Annotated in this window: 20 protein-coding genes; 14 read left to right on the forward strand and 6 right to left on the reverse strand. The window is 55.0% G+C overall.

The genetic code is table 11. The features are described from left to right. Nucleotides 1-804: lipase family protein (locus tag QZV76_RS05240; RefSeq protein WP_290598816.1), on the forward strand; the 804-nt coding region annotated here is incomplete at its 5' end. Between the two features lie 44 nt (nt 805-848). Continuing rightward, the gene (locus QZV76_RS05245; protein WP_290598817.1) at nt 849-2,285 is read left to right on the forward strand and encodes a lipase family protein; all 1,437 of its coding nucleotides are present in this window, start codon (nt 849-851) and stop codon (nt 2,283-2,285) included. 147 nt (nt 2,286-2,432) lie between these two features. Here the strand turns inward: QZV76_RS05245 and fbaA are convergent, their stop codons facing one another. Then, nucleotides 2,433-3,467, reverse strand: coding sequence for a class II fructose-bisphosphate aldolase (gene fbaA, locus QZV76_RS05250; RefSeq protein WP_290598818.1), 1,035 nt, complete (start codon nt 3,465-3,467; stop codon nt 2,433-2,435). A 250-nt stretch (nt 3,468-3,717) separates the two neighbouring features. Here fbaA and QZV76_RS05255 point away from each other — a divergent pair, with 250 nt between their 5' ends. The 3 genes from QZV76_RS05255 to QZV76_RS05265 all read left to right on the forward strand — a co-directional run bounded on the left by QZV76_RS05255 (nt 3,718) and on the right by QZV76_RS05265 (nt 7,232). After that, nucleotides 3,718-4,614 (forward strand): DedA family protein, encoded by an 897-nt coding sequence (locus tag QZV76_RS05255; protein ID WP_290598819.1) that lies wholly within the window; start codon nt 3,718-3,720, stop codon nt 4,612-4,614. Beyond that, nucleotides 4,607-5,746 (forward strand): FUSC family protein, encoded by a 1,140-nt coding sequence (locus QZV76_RS05260; RefSeq protein ID WP_290598820.1) that lies wholly within the window; start codon nt 4,607-4,609, stop codon nt 5,744-5,746. Before QZV76_RS05255 ends, QZV76_RS05260 begins: the two co-directional genes overlap by 8 nt. Nucleotides 5,747-5,933: 187 nt before the next feature. Beyond that, entirely contained in the window at nt 5,934-7,232 is a 1,299-nt protein-coding gene (locus tag QZV76_RS05265) for an adenylosuccinate synthase (protein ID WP_290598821.1), read from the forward strand. Nucleotides 7,233-7,382: 150 nt separating this feature from the next. Here the strand turns inward: QZV76_RS05265 and QZV76_RS05270 are convergent, their stop codons facing one another. After that, nucleotides 7,383-8,810, reverse strand: coding sequence for an alanine/glycine:cation symporter family protein (locus QZV76_RS05270; protein WP_290598822.1), 1,428 nt, complete (start codon nt 8,808-8,810; stop codon nt 7,383-7,385). On the opposite strand from QZV76_RS05270, the gene QZV76_RS05275 reads away from it, so the two are divergent. The 6 genes from QZV76_RS05275 to QZV76_RS05300 all read left to right on the forward strand — a co-directional run bounded on the left by QZV76_RS05275 (nt 8,797) and on the right by QZV76_RS05300 (nt 16,004). Beyond that, nucleotides 8,797-10,299 (forward strand): alanine/glycine:cation symporter family protein, encoded by a 1,503-nt coding sequence (locus tag QZV76_RS05275; protein WP_290598824.1) that lies wholly within the window; start codon nt 8,797-8,799, stop codon nt 10,297-10,299. The two genes, QZV76_RS05270 and QZV76_RS05275, sit on opposite strands and share 14 nt — an antisense overlap. Nucleotides 10,300-10,386: 87 nt before the next feature. Beyond that, nucleotides 10,387-11,604 (forward strand): formate-dependent phosphoribosylglycinamide formyltransferase, encoded by a 1,218-nt coding sequence (purT, locus tag QZV76_RS05280; protein ID WP_290598826.1) that lies wholly within the window; start codon nt 10,387-10,389, stop codon nt 11,602-11,604. Nucleotides 11,605-11,708: 104 nt separating this feature from the next. Further along, nucleotides 11,709-12,806, forward strand: a complete 1,098-nt coding sequence (locus QZV76_RS05285; RefSeq protein WP_290598828.1) for a Re/Si-specific NAD(P)(+) transhydrogenase subunit alpha — start codon at nt 11,709-11,711, stop codon at nt 12,804-12,806. 3 nt (nt 12,807-12,809) lie between these two features. Continuing rightward, nucleotides 12,810-13,148: an NAD(P) transhydrogenase subunit alpha gene (locus tag QZV76_RS05290; protein ID WP_290598829.1), complete on the forward strand. Its 339-nt coding sequence runs from the start codon at nt 12,810-12,812 to the stop codon at nt 13,146-13,148. Beyond that, nucleotides 13,148-14,617 carry an NAD(P)(+) transhydrogenase (Re/Si-specific) subunit beta gene (locus QZV76_RS05295; RefSeq protein ID WP_290598830.1) on the forward strand — a complete coding sequence of 490 codons (1,470 nt, stop codon included), beginning with the start codon at nt 13,148-13,150 and terminating at the stop codon, nt 14,615-14,617. The genes QZV76_RS05290 and QZV76_RS05295 overlap by 1 nt, the downstream gene beginning before the upstream one ends. Before the next feature lie 346 nt (nt 14,618-14,963). Next, on the forward strand, nt 14,964-16,004 hold the full coding sequence (locus QZV76_RS05300) for an alpha/beta fold hydrolase (RefSeq protein WP_290598831.1): 1,041 nt from the start codon (nt 14,964-14,966) through the stop codon (nt 16,002-16,004). 198 nt (nt 16,005-16,202) lie between these two features. Here the strand turns inward: QZV76_RS05300 and QZV76_RS05305 are convergent, their stop codons facing one another. Both QZV76_RS05305 and QZV76_RS05310 read right to left on the reverse strand, forming a co-directional pair. Further along, on the reverse strand, nt 16,203-17,021 hold the full coding sequence (locus tag QZV76_RS05305; protein WP_290598832.1) for a glutamine amidotransferase: 819 nt from the start codon (nt 17,019-17,021) through the stop codon (nt 16,203-16,205). Continuing rightward, nucleotides 17,018-18,349 carry a MurT ligase domain-containing protein gene (locus tag QZV76_RS05310; RefSeq protein WP_290598833.1) on the reverse strand — a complete coding sequence of 444 codons (1,332 nt, stop codon included), beginning with the start codon at nt 18,347-18,349 and terminating at the stop codon, nt 17,018-17,020. The genes QZV76_RS05305 and QZV76_RS05310 overlap by 4 nt, the downstream gene beginning before the upstream one ends. Nucleotides 18,350-18,549: 200 nt before the next feature. On the opposite strand from QZV76_RS05310, the gene QZV76_RS05315 reads away from it, so the two are divergent. Together QZV76_RS05315 and QZV76_RS05320 are read left to right on the forward strand one after the other, a co-directional pair. Then, nucleotides 18,550-18,840 carry a hypothetical protein gene (locus QZV76_RS05315; protein WP_290598834.1) on the forward strand — a complete coding sequence of 97 codons (291 nt, stop codon included), beginning with the start codon at nt 18,550-18,552 and terminating at the stop codon, nt 18,838-18,840. Then, nucleotides 18,779-20,302 carry a TrkA C-terminal domain-containing protein gene (locus QZV76_RS05320; protein WP_290598878.1) on the forward strand — a complete coding sequence of 508 codons (1,524 nt, stop codon included), beginning with the start codon at nt 18,779-18,781 and terminating at the stop codon, nt 20,300-20,302. Before QZV76_RS05315 ends, QZV76_RS05320 begins: the two co-directional genes overlap by 62 nt. Nucleotides 20,303-20,330: 28 nt before the next feature. Here QZV76_RS05320 and QZV76_RS05325 read toward each other — a convergent pair whose 3' ends face one another. Both QZV76_RS05325 and leuA read right to left on the reverse strand, forming a co-directional pair. Next, nucleotides 20,331-21,023 (reverse strand): trypsin-like serine protease, encoded by a 693-nt coding sequence (locus QZV76_RS05325; protein ID WP_290598835.1) that lies wholly within the window; start codon nt 21,021-21,023, stop codon nt 20,331-20,333. A 42-nt stretch (nt 21,024-21,065) separates the two neighbouring features. Continuing rightward, nucleotides 21,066-22,868 (reverse strand): 2-isopropylmalate synthase, encoded by a 1,803-nt coding sequence (leuA, locus tag QZV76_RS05330; protein ID WP_290598836.1) that lies wholly within the window; start codon nt 22,866-22,868, stop codon nt 21,066-21,068. A 347-nt stretch (nt 22,869-23,215) separates the two neighbouring features. On the opposite strand from leuA, the gene QZV76_RS05335 reads away from it, so the two are divergent. Further along, entirely contained in the window at nt 23,216-24,310 is a 1,095-nt protein-coding gene (locus tag QZV76_RS05335; RefSeq protein WP_366664347.1) for a cation diffusion facilitator family transporter, read from the forward strand. Nucleotide 24,311: the final 1 nt, after the last annotated feature.

Here is a 24,311-nt window from a genome sequence, read left to right on the forward strand (position 1 = left end):
GATGGTGATGGTGCCAATAATATTTACGCCATTAACCGGGTAGCGTCCCACGTCATTCTGGATTCCATGCGTATGGTGCATGAACAGCATGATTTCCCGCTGGCAAAGTCGCATTTTGTTTCGCTAGGTGCGTCTCATGGCGGAATGATGACGGGCTACACAGCTGCCGAGCAGCCGTATTATGCTCCCGATCTCACGGCTTACGTCAATCAATTTGTTGTCAATGAGGGTGCGCCAGATCTTATTAAGTTGGCCCATAGCTTTGGTCTTTATGGGGAGCTACAGAATGCGCCAAGCGTTTACGGTAGTTTCTTGATGAGCTTCGTTGTCGGAGCTGCGCGTGAGTACCCCGATCTCTTACCGCACCTGTACCAGTGGTTTACTCCGTATGGGAAAGCTGTTGTGAAGGGAAACCGTAGTATATGTACGCCGTTGACGTTCGCAGTGGGCCCCGGTGTTCCTATTAAAAATATTGTGAAAGAAGGCTTCTTCGCTTCGCAAACATTTAAGAACATGTTGCAGATTGCGAAGTACTCTTCTTCGTTCTACTACCCGGGTACACCGAAAGTACCAACGCTGCTGATCCATGGCACGCTAGATGAAATTCTTTTCCAGGCTGATCAAGATAAAGCCTTGTGGCAGCGTTACTGTAAGGCTGGTTCCAATGTGGTTTACGAGCAGGTTCCTGGGACTGGGCATTTCATTACTCCAGCTGTGTCCTTCCCACGTATGGTGATACAGTCCGTCAAGTCACTTGAGGGGAATCACCAAACTCCGAACTGTAGTAACCCAGTTATTCTTTAATGCCTGTGCTGGTGTGAAGGACTGGCACGAAGGAAGGTTTATATATGTCTCATCCGCGGAGACGTTTCAGTAAAGTGGCTCTGTCCCTTTGCCTTACCGCTGTTATGGCGGTGGGAGGAAGCGCGGGAGTGGCGTCGGCACACGGTTTCGATGCTGCTGAAAAGCCAATTGATCTGGGTGATCCCCAGCTTATGATGACGGTTGCGGAATCGCAGCATATAGCGAAGCAGCTACCTCCGGTACCGGGAAAAATTAAGTTGCGGAGGGGACCCCATCCCGCTGTTCCAGAATGGGTGAAATCGGATTTTAAAGATGATCCCTTCATGGAAGACGACGCCTGGCACTATGTGGACAAGGGCTATAAGCAAGGCCAGATTATCCGTAAACGTAAATCGTTATGGTCGCAGGTGTACTTCCCCGGCTCGCACTCCATGCAGTATGCATTTGTGTCCTACGATTCCCGCGGATATCCCATGACGGCCACCGCCACACTGGTGGTTCCACCTATTGTGAAGCGTAATGCCGGCATTGTGCAGTGGAATGAGTACATTAACTCCTCCGGCACAAAATGTAAGGTCACTACCCAGCTTAATCAGCCTAATTCGTGGGGTATTATCAATAGCCCCATTGAGTTGATGAGTGCTGCGCTTGCATTGGGATACCCAGTTCTTTTCACAGACGCGGAAGGACCGCGTAACTCCTACGCTATTAACCGTTTGTCCGCGCACGTCATGTTGGACTCTATGCGGATGGTGCATCAGCAGCATGATTTCCCTCTGCAGCAGTCCCACTTCGTCTCCATGGGTATCTCCCATGGTGGTCTACAAACTGGGTACACTGCGGTAGAGCAGCCCAATTATGCACCAGAATTAGCGCCCTACATTGAGCAATACATTGTTAATGAAGGCGCACCGGACTTCATTAAACTAGCCCACAGTATGGGGTTGTACGGACAAGTATCAAACGTTCCTAGTGCGTGGGGCGGATTCTTGGTGAGTTTTCTCATTGGCATGATGCGTGAGTATGGGGATCTTCTTCCCCATATGGAACAGTGGCTAACCCCCTACGGTAAAAAGCTCATTAAGGCTAACCGCAATTTATGTATGCCTTTCACTCTTGCCGCAGGTGGGGGAGGTATTTTCAAATATTTGGTGAAGGATGGATTCTTCCGTTCAAAGACGTTTAAGACCGCTTTGAGAATTGCTAAAGATTCCTCATCCTTCTACAACCCCACTATCCCAACGTCCCCCATTTTGTTAGTTCACGGTAAGTTTGATGGAATTCTCTATCAGGCTGAACAAGATGAAGTTCTTTGGCAGCGCTACTGTAATGCTGGTGCTAATGCGGTTTATGAAAAGATACCGTTTACTGGCCACATGATGACTCCGGGTGTGTCAACAACCCGTATGTTCCTCCGCACAGTACTATCGCTTCACGGTGTGAAACAATTGCGGAATTGTCTTGTTCCGGTCATTATCTAGGGAACTATTCCCCGGCGGCTCGCCAATAGCTGGTAACCAATAACTGGCGCTGGTGGCTGATACTAAATAGCTAAATAGCAGTGGTGCCCCGTCCGAACATTCGGACGGGGCACCAACTAGTAGTAAGACTACTTGCAGAGTAGAAGACTACTTGCAGATGCTCTTGCCAACAGAGTGAAGATCCTGGCAGGCCTCAACAACGCGCTCTGCCATGGCAGCTTCAGCCTTCTTCAGGTAGGAGCGGGGGTCGTAGACGGACTTGTCTCCAACCTCGCCCTCAATCTTCAGCACGCCCGAGTAGTTGGTGAACATGTGATCCACTACGGGGCGGGTGAAAGCGTACTGAGTATCGGTATCGACATTCATCTTGACGACGCCGTAGCCCAGGGCTTCTTGAATCTTTTCCTTCTCGGAGCCGGAGCCGCCGTGGAAAACAAAGTTGAAGAACTTTTCGCCCTCGGGAAGTCCTAGCTTCTTGGCGGCAACCTCCTGGCCCATGTTAAGAACCTCGGGCTTCAAGACAACGTTGCCCGGCTTATAGACACCGTGAACGTTACCGAAGGTAGCGGCAAGGAGATAGGGAGCAGTGGAGCCGTCACCAAGAGAATCGATGACGGTGGCGAAGTCGTGCTCGTCGGTGTAGAGCTTGGCGCCGTGCTGAGCCTTCACACCGTCTTCTTCGCCGCCCACAACACCAATCTCGATTTCGAGAAGCTGGTGGTTAGCGGTGGTCTGGGCGTAGAGTTCCTTAGCAATTTTCATGTTTTCGGGCATGGGGATAGCGGAGCCGTCCCACATGTGGGATTGGAAGAGGGGATCTTCGCCACGCTTTACGCGCTCAGCGGATACTGCCAGGAGGGGACGAACGAAACCGTCAAGAGCGTTCTTGGGGCAGTGATCGGTGTGTAGAGCAACGGTAACTCCGTAGTACTTCGCCATGCGGGTGGTGTACTCGGCTAGGGCTACGGCACCAGCTTCCATGCTCTGGACGTGGAGGCCAGAGCCGAACTTTGAGCCGCCTGTACTGAACTGAACAATGCCGTCGGATTCGGCGTCGGCAAGGCCTTTGAGAACAGCGTTGATTGTCTCAGTAGAGGTGCAGTTGATGGCGGGGAAAGCGTAGCCACCTTCCTTGGCCTTCTTTAACATCTCGGCATAAGACTCGGGGGTTGCAATAGCCATAAGGTTTCCTTCGCAGAGATAGGGGCTGTCGGTGTTTCCGTATTCACCTACCATTATGCACCTTTATAGCCAGAAACAAATGTGGAAAATGGACCCGTCTGAACCGATACATTCTGCAGTGACAGGGAGAATTTAGGTTTACCATAGAAAATTTAATGGTGAGCCCAGGTTCATCAGCACTGTTCTGTAGTACTGTTCCGCAATAATCTGCGAAAAGCACAAATAACCATTTCTCGCCTATACTAACCAGGTGATTATTCCCGCATCGCTGGCAGCAACACATGCGACGGTATCCACTACCCTCGCACTTGGACCCCAGTGGCTAGACCCTACCTACCTGCTAGGGAACAATGGCCCCTTCGGTGCATTCGTGCTGCCTGGCATGCTGCTCATTATCTTCATTGAAACCGGACTCCTCTTCCCCCTCCTCCCCGGCGACTCCCTCCTCTTCACCGCCGGATTCCTCTCCATCCAACCCAACGGTTTCGCCCCCATCTGGCTTGTCTGCCTCTCCGCCTCGCTAGTAGCGGTACTCGGCGATCAATGCGCCTACTGGATCGGCAGGAAAAGCGGGGAAGCGCTCCGCACCCACAAAGACAATGCCGTCTTTAAAAAAGAACACCTGGTACAAGCACACCGATTCTTCGAAAAACACGGTGCCGTTACCGTCATCATCTGCCGCTTCGTCCCCATCGTACGAACGTATGCCCCGGTGGTGGCGGGTATGTCGGGCTTCCGCTACCGCGTGTTCCTCTCCTTCGATATTCTCGGCGGACTCCTGTGGGGCACCGGTGTTACCCTCCTGGGTGCCGCACTCGGTAACTTCACATTCGTCCAAGAAAATATTGAGCTGATCTTCCTCTTCGTCATCCTCCTTTCGCTCCTCCCCGCCATTATTACCGCCATTAAAGGCGCTATAGACTCCCGGAACAGCGACCTGCCCCAATCCATCAACCCGGAAGATGCCGCTACCCAAATTCTTGCCGGAACCAGTGATGAGAACGATACGGACGTGCGTAAACGCCTTGTTACAGCATTCCAGTCGGAGCAAGACCATGAAGGGCTCGACGCCGCCGCAATAAAGGAACTTGTCTGCTCCGAACTACTCGACTTCTCCCGCAATGAGGATGCAGCAGCACATGCGTAACTGGGTGAAAACTCGGGCGCACATTTTTCAGGACAGTCTTAAACGCCGATGCCACCGCGTCTACCGCAGCCTTATCCCCATCACCCAGGCTGCCGTCGCAGCATCTGTAGCATGGTGGGTAGCCACCCTTATCTTCCCCGACACAAAACCCTTCTTCGCGCCGGTCTCCGCCATCATTGCCCTAGCCCCAGTGCCCGGCCGTCGCATTAAACGATCCGTCGAAATTGGTGCCGGCACTATTGCCGGCGTTCTTATTGGTGAACTGATTATTGCCCGCATTGGTTCCGGTGTGTGGCAGATTGGCTTCGTTGTTTTTCTGGCGATGGTGATGGCTCTCTTCCTGGGGTCCGGCATGCTGGTCTCTGTACAGGCAGCCTCCTCCGCTATCCTCATTGCTACCCTTATTCCGCCGCATGGGCCGGGTGGTTTGCAACGCGTATGGCACGCCATAATTGGTACCCTCATCGGCATTATTGTGATGGCGTTGATCCCCGCTAACCCCATCCGCGATATTCGCCGTCGTCTTGCCGCAGTTGTGCAAACCGAACGCGACGTGTTGGGTGACGTTGCCATTGGCCTCCGTACGCACAATACAGAGCTGGTGACGAATGCTCTTGTCCATATTCGCGCCACCCAGCCAGCGTTGAATGATATTCGCGATACCCTCTACAACGGTGCTGAAGTGGTCCGTATATCCCCACTGCTGTGGTACGCCCGCAAAGATCTTGAAAAGTGGGAAAAGTTTATTGAGCCACTGGACAATACGGTGCGTAATACGCGCGTACTGGCGCGGCGAGCAGTTGTTATCCTCGACGATAATGTCCAGCTTGATGAGCGTCTCCTGGATGCTATTTCGCAGTTGAGTGACGCAACCGGGGTAGTGCAGTCCATGCTTGCCGAACACGCTAAGTGGCGAACCACAGAACATGAGGCCACGCAGGCACTGATGTCGGTGGCCGTCCGCACCGGTTTTCAGCTGGAACCCGATGATCCGTCTGGAATGCATGGGCTGGTTATGCAAGCCCAGATTCGTTCCACTCTTATTGACCTTTTGCAGGTGTGCGGTATGACGCGGGAGGAAGCTGTGCAGGCTGTTCCTGCAGTGGGTGATACTGGTCACCACCCAGCGTAACCGGCGTAAAAAGTTTTCACTCTTCTCTCGTAACGAGGTAGAATTAGGTAACGGGTCTGCAGGGTAGGCCCGGGTTTTTCATTTTGTGCCCACATTGCTCCTGTGCCACCACTGTCCGGAAAGACCGACAGCATAGGTTACGTGATGTTCCCACCCCTGCCGGCTCGGTCAAAGAAAGAACGAGAATATGGCAGCGATCGTCATCAACGGAGCCCAGTGGGGCGATGAAGGCAAAGGTAAGGCCACCGACATTCTCGGCGGTCACGTCGACTTCGTCTGCAAACCCAATGGCGGCAACAACGCCGGCCACACTGTCGTGGTCAGCGGCGAAAAGTATGAGCTGAAACTGCTCCCCGCCGGTATCCTCACCCCCAATGTCACTCCCGTCATTGGTAATGGTGTGGTCGTCAACCTTGAGGCTCTCTTCCAGGAAATCGATGGCCTGGAATCCCGCGGTGCTGACTGCTCACGTCTCCGCATCAGCTCTAATGCCCACCTCGTAGGGCCCTACCACCAAACCATCGATAAAACCACCGAACGCTTCCTCGGTAAGCGCGCCATTGGCACCACTGGCCGCGGTATTGGCCCCTGCTACGCCGACAAAGTTAACCGCATTGGTATCCGCGTCCAAGACATTTTTGACGAATCCATCCTCCGTCAAAAAGTGGAAGGCACCCTGCGTGCTAAGAACGAAATGCTGGTGAAAGTCTACAACCGCCCCGCATTCGACGTGGACGAAATTGTGAACTACTTCCTGCAGTACCGCGACCGCCTGGCCCCCATGGTATGCGACACCAGCCTCCTCCTGAATAAGGCTCTTGACGAGGGTAAATCCGTCCTTATGGAAGGCGGCCAGGCCACCATGCTGGACGTGGACCACGGCACATACCCCTTCGTTACCTCCTCCAACCCGTCCGCAGGTGGTGCCTGCGTGGGCTCCGGTATTGGCCCCACCCGCATCACCCATGCCGTCGGAATTATTAAGGCTTACACCACCCGCGTTGGCGCTGGCCCATTCCCCACCGAGCTCTTCGACGAATCCGGTGAGTTCCTCCGCGAAACCGGCCACGAGTACGGTGTTGTTACCAAGCGTCCCCGCCGCTGTGGCTGGTTCGATGGTGTTGTTGCCGAGTACGCGTCCCGCATTAACGGTTTCACCGACATGTTCGTGACGAAGCTCGACGTCCTCACCGGTCTGAAAGAAATCCCCGTCTGCGTTGCCTACGAAGCAGACGGCAAGCGTTTTGACCACATGCCGGAAAGCCAAAGCGATTTCCACCACGCGAAGCCCATCTACGAAATGCTGCCTGGCTGGACTGAAGACATCACCACCGCGCGCACGTTCGATGATCTGCCCGAGAATGCCCAGAAGTACATGAAGCGTCTGGAAGAACTCTGTGGTACCCGCATCTCCTACATTGGTGTTGGCCCCGGCCGTGACGAGAATGTCGTCATTAACGACCTCGTGGCCGAAATCGAGGGCTAATACAGGGTAGCTCGATAGGGCTTAGCTAGAGTCCATTAAGAGAGAGCCCACTAAAAGCTCACTAAAGAAAACTCAATAAACAGGAGAACGCCCGCACGGGAGGATCCGCAAAGGATCTTCCGGCGGGCGTTCTGCTATCCAGCACTGGTGTTAATCCCAGCACTCGACATTGCGGGCCTGAGGGAGGGAATCCTTATGAAACACAGGGTTGTGGCCACTGTCCTTTTGACTGTTGTAGTCGCGGAGAAGCTCAATAGCTAGCCCACCAAGCGGAATAACTGCCACCAGGTTAATAGTGGCCATAATACTCATGGAGATATCCGCCAAGGCCCACACAAAGTCCAATGCGGCCAAGGATCCCCCAAACACACACAGCACCACCAGAATACGGAACCACATAAGGGCCTTCTTCGATTCTGTGAGGAATTGGATATTGCACTCCCCGTAGTAGTAATTACCAATAATGGAACTGTACGCCAGGAAGAACAACACCACAGCCAAAACCGGATTAGCCCAACTTCCTAGCTGGTGGGCAAGCGCATGTTGAGTAGCTACGGCGCCATCATCCACCCCATAGTCGGGGTTATTAAGCAGAATGATGAAGGCCGTCACCGAGCAAATAATAAGGGTATCGAAGTAGACACCCAGGGTTTGTACAAAGCCCTGTTTTACCGGGTGTGACACTGCCGCCGTGGCGGAAGCATTAGGAACAGACCCCATACCGGCCTCGTTGGAGAAGAGACCACGGCGAATACCAATCATCATGGCTGCACCAATACCGGCTCCGGCTACCTGTTTTGCCCCGAAAGCGCACTGGAAAATGAGGGAGATGGCGCCGGGAATTTTGGCCCCGTTGACAATGCATACGTAAAGCCCGAGGACGATGTACACCACCGCCATAATGGGAACTAGCACTTGTGAGACGGCACTGATTCGCCAAATTCCACCAAAAATAACTGCCGCTGTTAACGCTGAGATAACAAGGGCAAGAGCAAGATTAACCCACTTCATATTGTCTGAATTGTGGATGAGGGGCTTCAACGCTTGCGATGTTGTTTCGGTAATAGAGTTGGCCTGCACCATATTAAAGACAAAACCATAGGTAAACGTAATGGCGATAACGAAGAGGATAGCCAGCCACCGTTTCTCTAAACCTTTTTCAATATAGTAGGCGGGACCACCTCGAAATGCTCCTGTCGCTTTATCTTTCACCTTATAAAGCTGCCCCAACGTGGACTCGACAAAAGCCGTCGCCCCACCCACAATGGCGAAAAGCCACATCCAGAAGAGAGCGCCTGGACCACCCAAGGCAATAGCCACAGCCACACCCACAATATTGCCGGTACCAACGCGGCTTGCCGCCGATACTGTGAATGCGCGGAATGCGCTAATGCCCTTCTTTCCGCCCTCTTGCTTTTCCGGCTGCTCCACGAGGGTACGCATCATCTCCGGCAGGTGGCGTATTTGTACCACAACAGTCCGGATGGAAAAGTAAAGACCAGCAATAGCCAATAACGCCATTAACACATACCCATATATGTTGTTAATGCTGCCCAGTAGTTCGGTGGCATTCTTCATGGGCAATAGTTTAATGGGAGATAACGCGAATAATGGTAGTGTCGTTCTAGTGCTCACAGACCTGGTCACCCAAATAGAAGGATTTATATCCTCCCATATCCTCATTTTTGTGCTCGTTGGCCTCGGCATTGTCTTTACCGTTGCCACTCGAGGTGTACAGTTCCGCCTCTTCGGGCACATGTGGCACCTCATGCTCGATTCACGGAAGCAAAAGGGCACCTCCCTCTCCAGCTTTCAAGCATTCACAGTGGGTCTCGCTTCACGCGTGGGCACCGGTAATATCGCCGGTGTTTCCCTGGCACTTATCGTGGGCGGTCCCGGCGCTCTCTTCTGGATGTGGATAGTGGCGCTCCTGGGCATGGCGACCAGCTTCATGGAAAGCACCCTTGCCCAAATCTTCAAAGTGAAGGGGAAGGACGGACTCTCCCACGGTGGCCCCGCCTACTACATTGAGCGCGGTCTGGGCTCCCGCACGTGGGGTGTTATATTTGCGGCTCTCCTCGTCTTTTCCTATGGGCTTATCTTCCCCATGGTGCAGTCGAATACTATTGCCCAGCAGTTCAAATCCACCGCCGGCATACCCGTGTGGGTGACGGCCCTCGTTCTCGTGGCTATCAGTATCCCCATCATGTTGGGTGGGTTGCGCCGGGTTGCGAAGGTAACAGAGCACCTTGTGCCCATTATGGCCATTATTTATCTGCTGGTGTCGCTTATTACCATCCTTATGAATATCACCGACCTGCCGCGTGTGTTCTCCGATATTTTCGCGGGTGCTTTTGGTCTACGAGCAGGCCTAGCCGGTGTGGGCGGGGGACTCTGGGCCACCATGTTCAACGGTGCTAAGCGTGGTCTTTTCTCCAACGAGGCGGGACAGGGGTCCATGCCCAATGGGGCCGCCACCGCTGACGTGCCGCACCCGGTGGTACAGGGGCTTATTCAGTCCCTTGGTACTTTCGTGGACACCATCATCGTCTGCTCCATGACGGGTTTCATGATCCTGCTGGCTGGTCCCAGTGTTTATACACCCGGGCAGGAATTGGAGGACGGGATCCTGGCACAGACTGCACTGACACACCATCTGGACTACGGTACCGGCTGGACAGTGTGGTTTATGTCCATTGTTATCTTCCTCTTCGCCTACTCCAGTACCCTGGGCTATTCCGTGTTCGCCGAGATTAACGTGAATTATTTGGGGTGGACGAAACACGGCAGCACCATACTGCATGTTGTGATGATTGCGGCGACGGGGTTGGGGTCTATAGCGGCGTTGCCGCTGGCATGGTCCCTGGCGGATCTTTCCCTGGCGCTGATGACCATTATTAATATGGTGGCGGTAGCGCTTCTTATGAAGTACGGTGTGCGGTGCTTGCGTGACTATGATAGGCAGCGCAAGGCCGGTATTGAGACTCCCGTATTTGTGGAAACTCCCGGGTTTTTCCCCAAGGCGGTTCCCGATTCTGCCTGGGTTGCTCGTCACGAGAATGAATAACTCTGGTAGTAGACGCCTTATGGTGCTGTTTGTGTGGTAATCGTGCTCTATCATGAGAGCTAACACCACGCTGAGAAGGAGCCTCCCATGACCACACCACCCGTCTTGCCCCGCATTGGTACTGCCCAAACTCCAGGTGCGACACGGGTTATGCTACTGGGATCGGGTGAGCTCGGTAAGGAAGTCACTATTGCCTTCCAGCGGCTCGGCGTTGAAGTGATTGCCGTGGACCGCTACTACGGTGCCCCGGCCCAGCAGGTAGCACATCGCAGCTACACCATTAATATGGCTAACCCGGACGAACTCCTCCCTCTTATTCGAGAGGAACGGCCGGACTATGTTATTCCCGAAATTGAAGCTCTTGCCACGGACGTGCTCGCGCTTATCCAGGAGGAGGGTACGTCCACGGTTATCCCCACTCCACGGGCAGTGCAGCTCACAATGAACCGCGAGGGTATCCGCCGGCTCGCCGCGGAAGAATTAGGGCTTCCAACATCCCCCTACCAGTTCGCATCGTCGCGGGAAGAGATGAAAGAGGCTATCCAGAATGTGGGTATGCCGTGCGTTGTGAAGCCTATTATGTCGTCGTCGGGGCATGGGCAAACGGTGGTACGCCACGCTGATGATATTGATGCTGCATGGGACCACGCCCGCGACGATTCCCGCGTGGACCAGGGGCGCGTCATTGTAGAGGGGTTTGTTGACTTCGACTACGAAATTACCCTGCTTACCGTGCGGGGACGGGATCCCCAAACGGGCGAGACGAGCACCTATTTCTGCGCTCCCATTGGTCACCACCAGGACAATGGGGACTATGTGGCATCGTGGCAGCCCCAGCCTATGACGGATGCGGCATTGGCAAACGCTCGTAAAATTGCGGACAAGGTGACGTCCGCACTCGGTGGCCGCGGCATTTTTGGGGTAGAGCTTTTCGTCAAGGGGGACGATGTTCTCTTCTCAGAAGTATCACCCCGCCCGCATGATACGGGACTCGTCACCATGGCGTCGCAGCGTTTTAGCGAGTTTGAACTGCATGCCCGAGCCGTATTGGGGCTCCCCGTGGATACGACGCTGCTTTTCCCGGCGGCCAGTAGTGTAGTGAAGTCGCCGTGTGAGGGCGAGGGCCTGGGCTTTACCGGGGTTGCCGATGCTTTAGCTATTCCGGGTACTGATGTGCGCCTCTTTGGTAAGCCGGAAGCGCATGTGGGACGTCGCATGGGGGTTGTGGTGGCAACAGGTGTCGATGTGGAGGATGCTTTGCAGAAATCACAATCGGCAGCCCAGAAGATTCACGTCGTTCGGTAAGATTTTCCTAATAATAAGAAACTTTTTATCCACAATCACGACAAAATTTCGTATAGTTGTCACAAACCCTTAGCTACTTCATAACAACAGGAAACGAGGATTGAATGGTATCGGCACAACGGCCACGCATCGGTGTGGTCCGTGAGACCGCGCCGGGCGAGCGTCGTGTAGCGCTTGTCCCGAAGGTCATCACACAACTTATTGGAAAAGGACTAGACGTTATTGTCGAATCCGGCGCAGGTGAAGCTGCACTACTTCCAGACAGTGCATTCGAATCTGCCGGCGCAGTTATTGGAAATCCCTGGGACTGTGACGTTGTTGTCAAGGTTGCAGAACCCAGCACCGACGAGATCGCTAAGCTCTCCGCAGGTACACGGCTTATTGGTTTCCTCAATCCACGTTCCCAGGAAAACCAGATTGGGGAACTGAAAGCCAAGGGTGTGGAAGCCTACGCCATGGAGGCTATTCCGCGTATCTCCCGCGCCCAGGTGATGGATGCATTGAGTTCTCAGAACAACGTGGCCGGCTACAAAGCCGTGCTAGTTGCCGCTGACAACCTCACTCGTTTCTTCCCCATGCTCACCACCGCCGCCGGCACTGTAAAACCCGCCACCGTTATGGTGCTCGGTGTTGGTGTCTCCGGCCTGCAGGCTCTTGCTACCGCCCGCCGCCTGGGCGCCCGCACCATTGGCTACGATGTGCGCCCCGAGGTTGCCGAGCAGGTTAAGTCCGTGGGCGCTAAGTGGCTCGACCTGGGTATTGAAGCCGCTGGTGAAGGTGGCTACGCCCGTGAACTTACGGAGGAAGAAAAGGCTCTCCAGCAGGAGCGTCTCGCCGCTGCCATTGGTGATGCCGACGCAGTTATTACTACTGCACTTGTTCCTGGTCGCCGTGCCCCCATTCTCGTTACTGCCGATGCTGCTTCCCGCATGAAGCCCGGTTCCGTCATTGTTGACCTCGCTGGTGAAACTGGCGGCAACTGTGAACTCACTGAACCTGGTAAGACCGTTGTGAAGAACAGTGTTACCATCTGCTCCCCGTTGAATCTTCCCGCCACCATGCCGGAACACTCCTCGGAGCTCTACGCTAAAAACATTCAGGCTCTCCTGGAACTCATGCTCAACGATGAGGGTGCTCTCGCTCCCGACTTCGAGGACGAGATTCTGGCCAGCGCCTGCGTCACCCGTGACAAGGAGGCCTAGCCCATGTCTGCCAACGACCTGCTACTCCTTATAGCCCTCATCGTCCTGGCCGGCTTTGTCGGCTTCTCGGTGATCTCCAAGGTCCCCAATTCTCTCCACACCCCCCTCATGTCCGGCACGAACGCCATTCACGGCATTGTCGTCCTGGGTGCCATGTGGGTACTCGGTTCTGTCGATCTCAGCTCTGACAACACCGCCATTAATGTCCTTCTTGCCATTATCCTGTTCGTCGCTGTTGTCTTCGGCACGTTGAACGTTGTGGGCGGCTTTGTCGTTACCGACCGCATGCTCGAAATGTTCAAACCCAAAGAGCGCAAACCCATTGAGGAGGCACAAGACTAATGACCATCACAGCTAATGTGCTCTACATTATTGCCTTCGTCCTCTTCATCTACGGCCTGTCCGGACTGACCGGCCCCTCCACCGCCGTCCGTGGTAACAAGATTGCTGCCATCGGTATGGTTATTGCCTTCATTGGCACCATTTTGAAACTCGCCGACAAAGAAGCCGACACCGACGCCAGCTACACCCTGAACTGGATTCTGATTGTTGTTGGCCTCATTGTAGGTACCGCTATTGCTGTTCCCGTTGCCCGTAAAACCAAGATGACCGAAATGCCGCAGCTCGTGGCTATCTTCAACGGTCTTGGTGGCGGCACCGTGGGACTCATTGCACTATGCGAAGCCATGGAATACCGCGGCTTCAAAGGCAACCTCATCGCTGAGGAAGCAAACGTTGCTGGTTCCTCCACCGTCCTCACCACCACCGTTGTTATTGGCTCCATTCTTGCCGCCATCATCGGTTCGGTGTCCTTCTGGGGATCCATTATTGCCTTCTCCAAACTGCAGGGTATTCTCCCCGGCCGCCCCATTGGCCTCGGTAAAGCCCAGCAGGCTGTAAACGCTATCCTGTTCATTGCCGCCGTCGCTTTCGCTATCGTTATTGGCTGCAACACCGGTGAGTTCGGCAATATCTGGTGGATGCTTGGCCTTATCATTGTGTCCGCTCTGCTCGGCCTCATGCTGGTGCTCCCCATTGGTGGCGCCGACATGCCGGTCGTTATCTCCTTGCTGAACGCCATGACGGGTCTTTCCGCCGCCGCTGCCGGCCTGGCTATTAACAACACCGCCATGATCGTCGCCGGTATGATCGTCGGTGCATCCGGTACCATCCTCACGAACCTCATGGCGAAAGCTATGAACCGCTCCGTCGCCAACATTGTGGCGGGTGGCTTCGGTGGAGGTAGCAGTGCTGCCTCCGGTGCTGCTGCAGAACATGGCCCGGTGAAGTCCACCACTGCTGCAGACGTTGCCATTCAGATGGCATACGCCAACGAAGTCATTATTGTTCCCGGTTACGGTATGGCTGTTGCCCAGGCGCAGCACGCTGTGAAGGAAATGGCTGCCCTGCTTGCCGAGCGTGGCGTGCCCGTGAAGTACGCTATCCACCCAGTGGCTGGCCGTATGCCTGGCCACATGAACGTTCTTCTGGCTGAAGCCGGTATCGACTACGACGCCATGAAGGAAATGGACGAGATTAACGGCGAGTTCAACCGTTGCGACGTGGCACTGGTGATTGGTGCTAACGACGTCACTAACCCGGCGGCGAAGGACGATCCAGGCTCACCCATCTATGGCATGCCCGTTCTGAATGTGGCAGAAGCCCACTCCGTCATCGTCTCCAAGCGTTCCATGAGCTCTGGCTACGCTGGCATTGATAATCCGCTGTTCTACCAGCCGCAGACCTCCATGCTCTTCGGTGATGCAAAAGACTCTGTCGATGCCATTGTGGAAGAACTTAAGGCTATGTAACAGCCCCATAATTGTTGCCATTGGGCGGCGCTAAAACGCTGTCTTATGGTTAACGACTACCAAACTGAATATGACGTAAGAGGCTACCTCCAGTAACAGTAAAACTGCTGGAGGTAGCCTCTTTTTAAGAAAGAAGAAGAGTGACAAGCGTCTCTCCTTTTTGTAGAAACTAAGTAAAAATGGCAACTATTCTCAGTTTCTTTGGAAACTTAAAGATTATTCCATTGCGGAGTGTTTCCAAAAACTTAACAATAAGGCATAGCAGACTCTCTCTGTTTACCGTTATTTCGCCTATCTCTCCCTGCGCCCTTGGCGTAAATGGGAATTAACGAAGAAAGGATCTGGCGTGTTCCAGACCAGTAAAACTCTTGCTACCCTGGTAGCCTCTGTAGCCATCATTTCCAGCACTGCTGCTGTTGCTTCCGCAGCCCCCTGCTACCAACCACTTCCGGAACTGGATTCCAGCACCGTCCGCTCCACCACGGAGGGAACCGGCAAGTCTGCTACCAGCATTACCGACGCCATTATGAAGAATGGCACCAAGCCAGTTGCTCCCCAAGGTGTGAATGACTGGAACTGCAAGCCCAGTGCAGATAAGCCAAACCCCGTTGTTCTTGTTCACGGCATGTCCATGACCGCTAATAGTGCATGGGCCGGTCTTGGCCCAGTGCTCAAGGAACAGGGCTACTGCGTCTACGCCATGAACCTCCCCAAGGACCCCGATGGCCTTATGTCCAAGGCCATGCGCATTGTGGGCCTTGACTTCGGTGGTCTGTCTGACATTGAAGCTGCCGCAACCTACTCCGCCGCATTCATCAACGAAGTGCTGAAGAGCACCCACACGGATAAGGTTGACCTGGTTGGTTACTCCGAGGGTGGCACCATCTCCAACCTCATTGCCCACACCTACGGCTCTGCCCACATCAACAAGATTGTGACCATGGCCGGCATTAACGTTGGCATTAACCCCCTCTCCCTGCAGGATAAGAAAGCCATCTTCAAGGATGATGGCCAGCCTGCCGTTATCGGTAATATCCTCAACGGACTCTCTGTTGCTGCCGCCCAGATGATGACCGGCTCCGAAATCTCCACCAAGCTGACCACCCCGGATACTGTTGCTGGTATTAACTACACCAACATTTCCTCCAAGTATGACGAGTTCGTCATGATGTCCAAGCACAACCCCAACTTCCAGAAGGCTGTGCCGGGTGCCACCGTCACCAATATCACCCTGCAGGATGGCTGCAATAAGGATCGCTCCGACCACCTCACCGTGCCATACAACCACCGCATTTGGGCACTCACCATCAATGCCCTTGCTGGCCAGCAGGTAAAGGAAGTTCCGTGCCTCGTCGCACTGCCTTTCCTCCGTTCCTACGGTGACTAACCAGCACTACTGGTTGCAGCACCACTGACATAAGTTCCCTTTATTGGGATCACACACTCCGGCATGCGAAAGCATGACGGTATCAGGGAGTAGCGGAAGCGGGGGAAGAGCCACTTCGGTGGTCTTCCCCCGCTTCTCTGCTCTTTTTCTATATGTGGGCGCCAGTGTGTGAAGCACTTATAGGGTTCTATGTGGTGCTTACGCAGTGCGCTTGGGTGGGTGTTTAGCCGCCGCCAAGCGTTCCTTCCGTAACAATGGAATAGCCGGAATATCGAGGGGGGCTAGTTCCGCTGCCGGCACGCCTAACACCTGCGCAATAAGGTAATCCGCTAATTGGGGGTTACGGGCAAGGCACGGGCCATGCATATAGGTGGCAATAATACTGCCCTGCACCGCACCATCCACCAGGCCCGTAGCGGGAATACTGCTGCCGGCAGGAATACTATTACCTACCCCATATTTCACACGGGATAAGGGACGCGCATCCGGCCCTAATACTGTTGCACCCATGTGGTTTTCAAAACCCATAAGAGGCTCTGTGAGAAACGGCTCAGCTAGCCCTTCGGTAAGTGGCGTTCCCACCAGTTCACCAATAGAGCGGGTAGCCTGCGGAACAGTTGTTACGTCCAGCAAACCAACACCCTCCGCATGGGAGCCATCAGCCACCTGGAACCACTCACCCAACATTTGTAGACCAGCGCAAATAGCCAGCAGTGGGCGCCCTGCTTCCACCGCGGTAAACAAACCACGATGCGTGCGCAGATGCTTAGAGGCCAGAATCTGGGCAACGTCCTCGCCACCACCCATCGTATAAATGTCGCAGCTGGAGGGAACATCGTCTTGCAGGGTAATACGAATAATCTCCGCCTGGTAGCCGCGGCGGCGCAACCGTTCCCGCAGCACCAGCGCATTACCGTCATCACCATAGGTACTCATAATGTCGGGCAGAAGAGCACCAATATGGATAACAGAGTCTTTCCCCGGCGTGGGGTTGTGGAGATTGTGGAGGGAACTCACTGCATATCCTCCTTATGCGGGCGCTCCTTATGAGGGCGGAAGGTGGGATCATCGGCAGTTCCGGCGCCAGCACCAGTAAGACGGCGAAGATCGCGGAAGAGATCACGGAAAGCTGTGTAATTGGCCAACACTTCCACCCGGCCCGGGGGACACTGCCGAATGGCCTGCAGCGGGTCGTGGACAAGCTGGTGTTCCACCCCTGCATAAGTGAGCCGTACGGATAGATCAGTGCCGCGTTCCCCGGCACAGAAAACGTTTGTGTCGGAGAAGTTTTCGAAACGCACATCCCACAGCCAGCTGAGGTCAAAACCGTCAGCTTCCTGCCCATTGACGGCAATAACCAAGGAATCGGCAGTGCGATCCACCATGTTGAGGGCCTCCTGCCAGCCAGCCGGATTTTTGGCCAGCAGCAGATGAATTTCGCGATTATCCAGGGTGATAGTGGTGTAGCGTCCCGCCACATCATTCACAGACTCGGCGGCCTCCACAGCGGCCGTGGGATTAATCTGCATGGCCACGGCGGCGGCCACGGCCTGGGCTGCATTACCGCGGTTAGCCCGCCCCGGTACACGCAAATGCAGGGGAAGGTTCAGCCCATCGGGGCCGTGCAGAGTAGTGTCATCCACCCACCAGTCGGGAGTGGGGCGGCGGAATTCGCGGCCATCGGCTAGTGGTTCAACTGCCCACCAGTCACCATCACTGTGCATAATGGCCGCATTATTGCGGGGGCTGGTGGTGGCATCATTGGCCCACCCGCCGCCGGTACTTACCCAGATGACGTTCTTGGCGTCGTAGGCGGCAGACGTCACCATCATGTCGTCGCAGTTTGCCACCACAATAGTGTCCGGGTGGGCGGCGACGGCCTCGCGGAGGCGCCGTTCGATGGTGTTAATTTCGCCCACGCGATCCAATTGATCGCGGGAGAGGTTGAGGAGGACGAGGACAGTAGGGGAGAGGGCGTCCATCACGTGGGGGACGTGCATTTCGTCCACTTCCAGGCAGATGGCGTCCGCGTCCAGATCCTGGTTGAGGGCACTGACAATGCCGGCATCCATATTGTCGCCGCCATCATTGGTGGCCACGGTGTAGGCGGTGCGGAGGGCATTTGCAGCCATGCGGGTGGTGGTAGATTTTCCGTTTGTTCCCGTCACGATCATGGACATGCGTTGGCCAGCAAGTTTAGCCATAATGTTGGGATCGACTTTGAGTGCTACAAGGCCGCCGATCATGCCGCCGTTTCCGCGGCCGAGGGTACGCGAGGCCCAGCGTGCGCCAAAACACGCCCAGCGTGCGAGTGTTCCTCGGAAACCAAGAGAGGCATCTGTCATGCACTTATTCTAAAGGCCAGATGGGGAGGGGAAGAATTCTCGCTATGGCGTGGCTTATGGGGCAGCTCGTCTTGTGGCCACTTTATAGAAACCTGGCGTGCGTTTTCCTCCCAGATCGGTAGTATGACGAGCACAAGGATTATTCCTTTTCCCCTGGTTGGGACCCTGATTATAGCCTCAGAGTTTTCTAGGAGTGGGACATGTCCGCTGTTATCGGTTGGCTCGCGGAACAACCCTTACTTGTGCTCATGCTCATCATGGCATTGGGCTTCTTCGTCGGTCGTATTCGTATTGGGTCTTTTTCCCTCGGCGTCGCCGCAGTTCTTTTCGTCGGCCTCATCATTTCGGCGCTCTTCACCCACTACGGGCACCCCATTCAACAGCTACATATTGTGTGGGTGATGGGGTTGACGCTTTTTCGTCTACACCATTGGTCTAGCGTCCGGCTCGTCCTTCTTCCGGGCTCTCCGAACAGAGGGCTTGGGACTTAATCTCCTGACCGTCGGCCTGGTTTTAGTGAGCGCCGCCGTCACCGTTGGCATCGTGGCATTGTTCAAGATGGAACCCATTATTTCCGCGGGTATGTTCACTGGTGCGTTGACGAATACGCCAGCACTTGCCGCTGTCTCCAATGCTCTTCCCATCTTGTCAGACTCGGCGGCTGTGAAGGCGCAGGGAAGTCTAGATGCTGCCCAGAGTATCCCCACAGTTGGCTACGCCTTGGCCTATCCCATGGGTGTGCTGGCATCTATTGCGGCGCTTGCGCTCTTCCAAAAGATTTTCCATGTTAATCATGAGGAAGAGGCGATACGTGCCGGGGTGGCTGCGGTTCCCATTTTCACCCGCAATATTCTTATTACGCGTGCGGGAGATATCCGTATCGTGGACCTCAATAAGGCTATTGGCCAGCATGTTATTGTGTCCCGTATGCTCCCCCCGGACGCTTACGACGTTGACGGCCAGCTCGTCCTGGGCCAGGCAGATGCTGAGAACATCACTGTTGATGCCAGCAAAATGCAGATAGCGTCCATCTACGACACAATCAGTGCAGGCATGATCGTGTGCGTTACCGGCACACAAGAAGCACTCGATGCGGCGACAGAATATTTGGGAGAAGAATCCGCCATTGATCTTGCCTACTATGACGTTACGTCCGGGCTACGCCGCATGTTCGTCTCTAATCCCAGCGTCGTTGGTGTAAGGCTGGGCGACCTGGGACTGCAAAGCAAGTACGGTATCCTCATCACCCGTATTCGGCGTGGTGACAAAGATATGGTTGCCACCGATGATTCCCGCCTTGAACTGGGGGATCGTGTTCGCGTCGTCACCAATAAAGAAAACCTGGGACGAGCTGCCCGCATTGTTGGCGACTCTTACAAGAGCCTCTCGGAGATCGACATTCTTACCTTCTCGGTGGGCATTGCGCTGGGGCTTCTCGTCGGGAAAATTCCCTTCCCTATTCCCGGCGGTGGTGTCCTGGAGCTAGGTTCCGCCGGCGGCCCCCTTATCGTTGGCCTCATTCTGGGGGCGTTGGGACGGACTGGCCCCATTGTGTGGCGTATTCCCTACTCCTCTAACCTCACCATCCGGCAGTTAGGCATTACCTTCTTCCTGGCCGGAATTGGCGCTAACGCCGGCGGCGACTTCTTGAAGGCAATCAAGAATCCCAGTTCGTTGACGATAATTGCGGTAGGTGCAGTATTGACGTTCGTGTTGACGTCACTCACTCTCATCATTGTCTACAAGGGCTTTAAGCTGCCCTACGGTACAGCAATGGGAGTGGCTGCGGGGCTCTTCACGCAACCTGCCACCCTCGGCTACGCCAATGACCAAACAAATAATGAGCTGCCGAACACGGGCTACTCAACAGTTTTCCCCATGGCGATGATCGCGAAGATTATTGTGGCGCAAGTCCTTGTTGTCGTCATAGTGAAAATGGGTATCGGGGTGTAGCGATAGCTACCTGAGTGTGTAGCTATCACTAGAACGCTTTGGTAATAAAAGTCTTAGCGATCCACGGCCAGAGGTGAGATACCTCTACATAGTTGGCTTTAATAGACTTTGCCGTAGCGCCACTTACTGAGGAGAGCACACCTACCAGGACGGGCCCCTGCAGGAACGGACCGCCTGAATCGCCAGGCTCCTGCTTACCCCACTCGCTGTAGGTAACAAACATCTTCCCGTAGCGCGCCTCATAGTGCCCCACGACCTTCGCCTTCCCCGCCCGGAGAGGGTAGCGTCCCATTCCCCAACCGTAGGTGTGGCCGAAAGTGTTTTCTTTAGCCGGAAGCGGGGACAGCAGCGCGAAGGGGCGACCCACCTGCATTGTGTTGAGATGCAGGAGGGCTACGTCCCAGCTGCCGTAATGGTAGGCACCCGTAAACCCAACCGTGTTGGTGGCTTTATTGCCGAAGCCAACAGTGCCTTTTACCTTGTCCCCATTGCCCACGCAGTGAGCTGCCGTCAGAACCCATGAGGGGGAGATGAGGGTGCCGGTGCAGAGGGCTCTACCGGATATTACTTTTGTAACGTAGGGCAGGTTGGGGGCGATAGTGGTGGTGTCAATAGCGGACGCAGTGGGCGCCAGACCTGCCGTCACGCTTACGGTGGTTCCCAGGGTAATTCCCAGGGTAAGGAGTGCGGCAGCGGCTACAGAGGGAAGAGTTTTTGTCATAGAGTCCTTAGAAGTTTGCGTATGTTAATTGCGGACAGTGGGCTACTCGTCCAGTTCCGTCAGGGCACGGTTGACGGCGCTGACAACAGCACACAGTGACGCCACGTTAATGGAGGAGGCAATGCCGGCACCGTGGACGGGAATACCGTTTACTTCGCATTCCACGTAGGCGGCGGCATCGGCGTCAAAACCGGCGGTGATGGCGTGCTCCTGGTAGTCAATAATGCTGACGTCAATATCCAGTTCGTGGAGGGCATCCACAAATGCTGCCAGCGGGCCGTTGCCGGTGCCGGAGATTTCGCATTCTTTGCCGTGCCAGAGAACGGTGGCGGTTATGGCGTCATCACCATTATCGGCAGTGGCCAGTGAGTGGTCTATGCGCTGCAGTGGTTCTGCCCGGTCCAGGTATTCCGAGGAGAACAGATCCCACAGCTGTTTGGAGTTCATTTCGCCACCCTTGGAGTCGGTGACGTGCTGTACCGTCTTGGAAAATTCGATCTGCATACGACGCGGCAGGCGAATACCGTGGTCGGTTTTCATAATGTAGGCAATGTCGCCCTTGCCGGACTGCGAGTTCACACGAATAACGGCCTCGTAGGTGCGGCCAATATCCTTGGGGTCGATGGGCAGGTAGGGGACTTCCCAGGTGACGTCGTCAACATTCTTGTCAGTCCGTGCGGCCACCTCGTTGAGGTCGTCGAAGCCTTTGTTGATGGCATCTTGGTGGGAGCCGGAGAAGGCGGTAAAGACCAGGTCGCCGCCGTAGGGTTGGCGGGGGGTGACGGGCATCTGGTTGCAGTATTCGACGGTTTCCCGGATTTCGTTGATGTCGCTGAAGGTGATTTGCGGGTCCACACCGCGAGTCAGCATATTGAGGCCCAAAGTGACCAGGTCGACGTTGCCGGTGCGTTCGCCGTTGCCGAAGAGGCAGCCTTCAATGCGGTCGGCGCCGGCCATGAAACCGAGTTCGGCGGCGGCGATGCCGGTGCCGCGGTCATTGTGGGGGTGCAGGGAGAGGATGGTGGCGTCCCGGTGGGCGAGGTTGCGGCTCATCCATTCTATTTGGTCGGCGTACACGTTGGGGGTGGTCATTTCGACGGTGGCTGGCAGGTTGATAATGATGGGATTATCGGGTGTGGCGCCGACGGTTTCGGTGACGGCATCGCAGACGTCTTTGGCGAAGGCCAGTTCGGTGCCGGTGAAGGATTCGGGGCTGTATTCCCAGCGCCAGTTAGTGTCGGGGTAGTCCTTGGCGATACTGCTGACCAGTGCGGCGGCGTCGGTGGCGAGTTTTTTAATGGCGGACTTATCTTTCCGGAAGACGACGCGGCGCTGCAGGATACTGGTGGAGTTGTAGAAGTGGACGATGACGTTGGGGGCGCCGGCGCAGGCGTCAAAAGTGCGGCGTATGAGGTCCTCGCGGCACTGTACCAGGACTTGGATGGTGACGTCGTCGGGGATGGCGTCGTCTTCGATAATTTCGCGCAGGAAGGTGTAGTCGGTTTGGGAGGCGGAGGGGAACCCTACCTCAATTTCCTTGTAGCCCATGCGTACTAAGAGGTCGAACATGCGGCGTTTGCGGGCGGGGCTCATGGGGTCCACCAGGGCTTGGTTACCGTCTCGCAGATCGACGGCACACCACAGGGGGGCGTGGTCGATGACGGTGTTGGGCCAGGTGCGGTCCGGCAAGGTGACGGCTTCCACTTCGTCTGCGTAGGGGCGGTAGCGGAATGCTGGCATGGAGGAGTTTTTCTGTTTATTCCAGCTGGGTTGGTTTGCCGGTGCGGGTGTGGCGGGTGGGGTGATGGTGGATGCGGAAGAGACAAAAGTGGTGGAGGTAGCCATGGTAAATAACCTCTACAAAGGTGGTCATGAGAATAATGCTGACATCTACGCTGCACACTATCTAGCCATAAACTATGTAGTCACAGACTGTGATGAAAAAACGACACTGGCGGCAATACTGCCAAAGCGCAGTGAAAAGAATGGGGGGCGAACCGGCACGCAGAACCCCGCGGCGGGGAGCCAGTTCTTTAACGGGCCCCGTCGCGGCAGCCAAGTAGTAGGGATGCCCAACGCATACGCACAGTGTATATGGTTTAGTGCCCGGGTGGGGATAGTTTGGTGAATTTTAGCGCGTAGTGAACAGTTTTCTGCGGCTCATTTGGTGAATACCAGGTACAGTTTTCCTCATGATGTCTTCGCTCGTCGCCTCTCAGTCAGGCGAGATGGACCAGCAGTTTAGCCGCCGCACGCTCACGAAATATGCGTGGCTGTCCATTGCTGCCGCCGTTATCACCATTGTGTTAAAGATGGTTGCCTGGCGTATTACCGGCTCGGTGGGCTTGTTCTCGGACGCTGCCGAATCCATTGTGAATTTGGTAGCGGCTGTGGTGGCGCTCACCGTCCTCATTATTTCGGCGCGTCCAGCGGATAAGGGCCACCAGTATGGGCATACGAAGGCGGAGTATTTTTCTGCGGTGACGGAAGGCGCCATGATTTTCGTGGCGGCAGGCGTCATTATTGTGTCGGCGGCACTGCGGTTCTTCCACCCGAAGCCGCTGGAGAGTATAGGTATTGGCCTCATTATTTCGGTGGTGGTCACGCTCGTTAATGGGGGGACGGCGTTTATTCTTCTGCGGGGGGCAAAGAAGTATCGCTCCATCACGTTGAAGGCCGACGGTAAGCATCTTATGACGGATGTGTACACAACGGTGGGTGTGTTGGTGGCGGTGGGTATTGTTGCCCTCACTCACTGGTATTGGATGGATCCGCTGATCGCTATTGCGGTGGGTATCAACATTTTATGGACCGGCTGGAAGGTGATGAAAGAGTCCCTGGACGGTCTTATGGATGCGGCTATGAGTGACGCTAACCAGGAAGCCATGTTTAAGGTGTTGGATACGTACCGTAGCCAGGATGTGGACTTCCACGCTATTCGTAGCCGAGAAAGCGGTTCCTCCAACTTTATTGAGTTTCATATATTGGTGCCGGGGGACTGGACTGTACAAAAGAGCCATGATTTGGCAGACGCAATTGAGGAGAAGTTGATGGAGGTCATTCCCGATTTGCATGTGCAGTCGCATGTGGAGCCGCGGGAAGACCCTATGAGCTATGACGATTTGGGGCCGCTAGATGAGCCTGGCAACCCGGATACGCTTGCGCAAAAGTACACCACTGGGAAAGACACAGCCTCAAAAAACACAGCGCAAAAAGACACAGAGCAAAAAGGCACAGTGCAAAAAGACACAACTCCAAAAGATACAGTTGGCGGCGGGGAAGAGTAGC

Origin of the sequence: Lawsonella sp. (assembly GCF_011525565.1) — a bacterium.
In the GTDB taxonomy this organism is placed as follows: Bacteria; Actinomycetota; Actinomycetes; order Mycobacteriales; family Mycobacteriaceae; genus Lawsonella; species Lawsonella clevelandensis_A.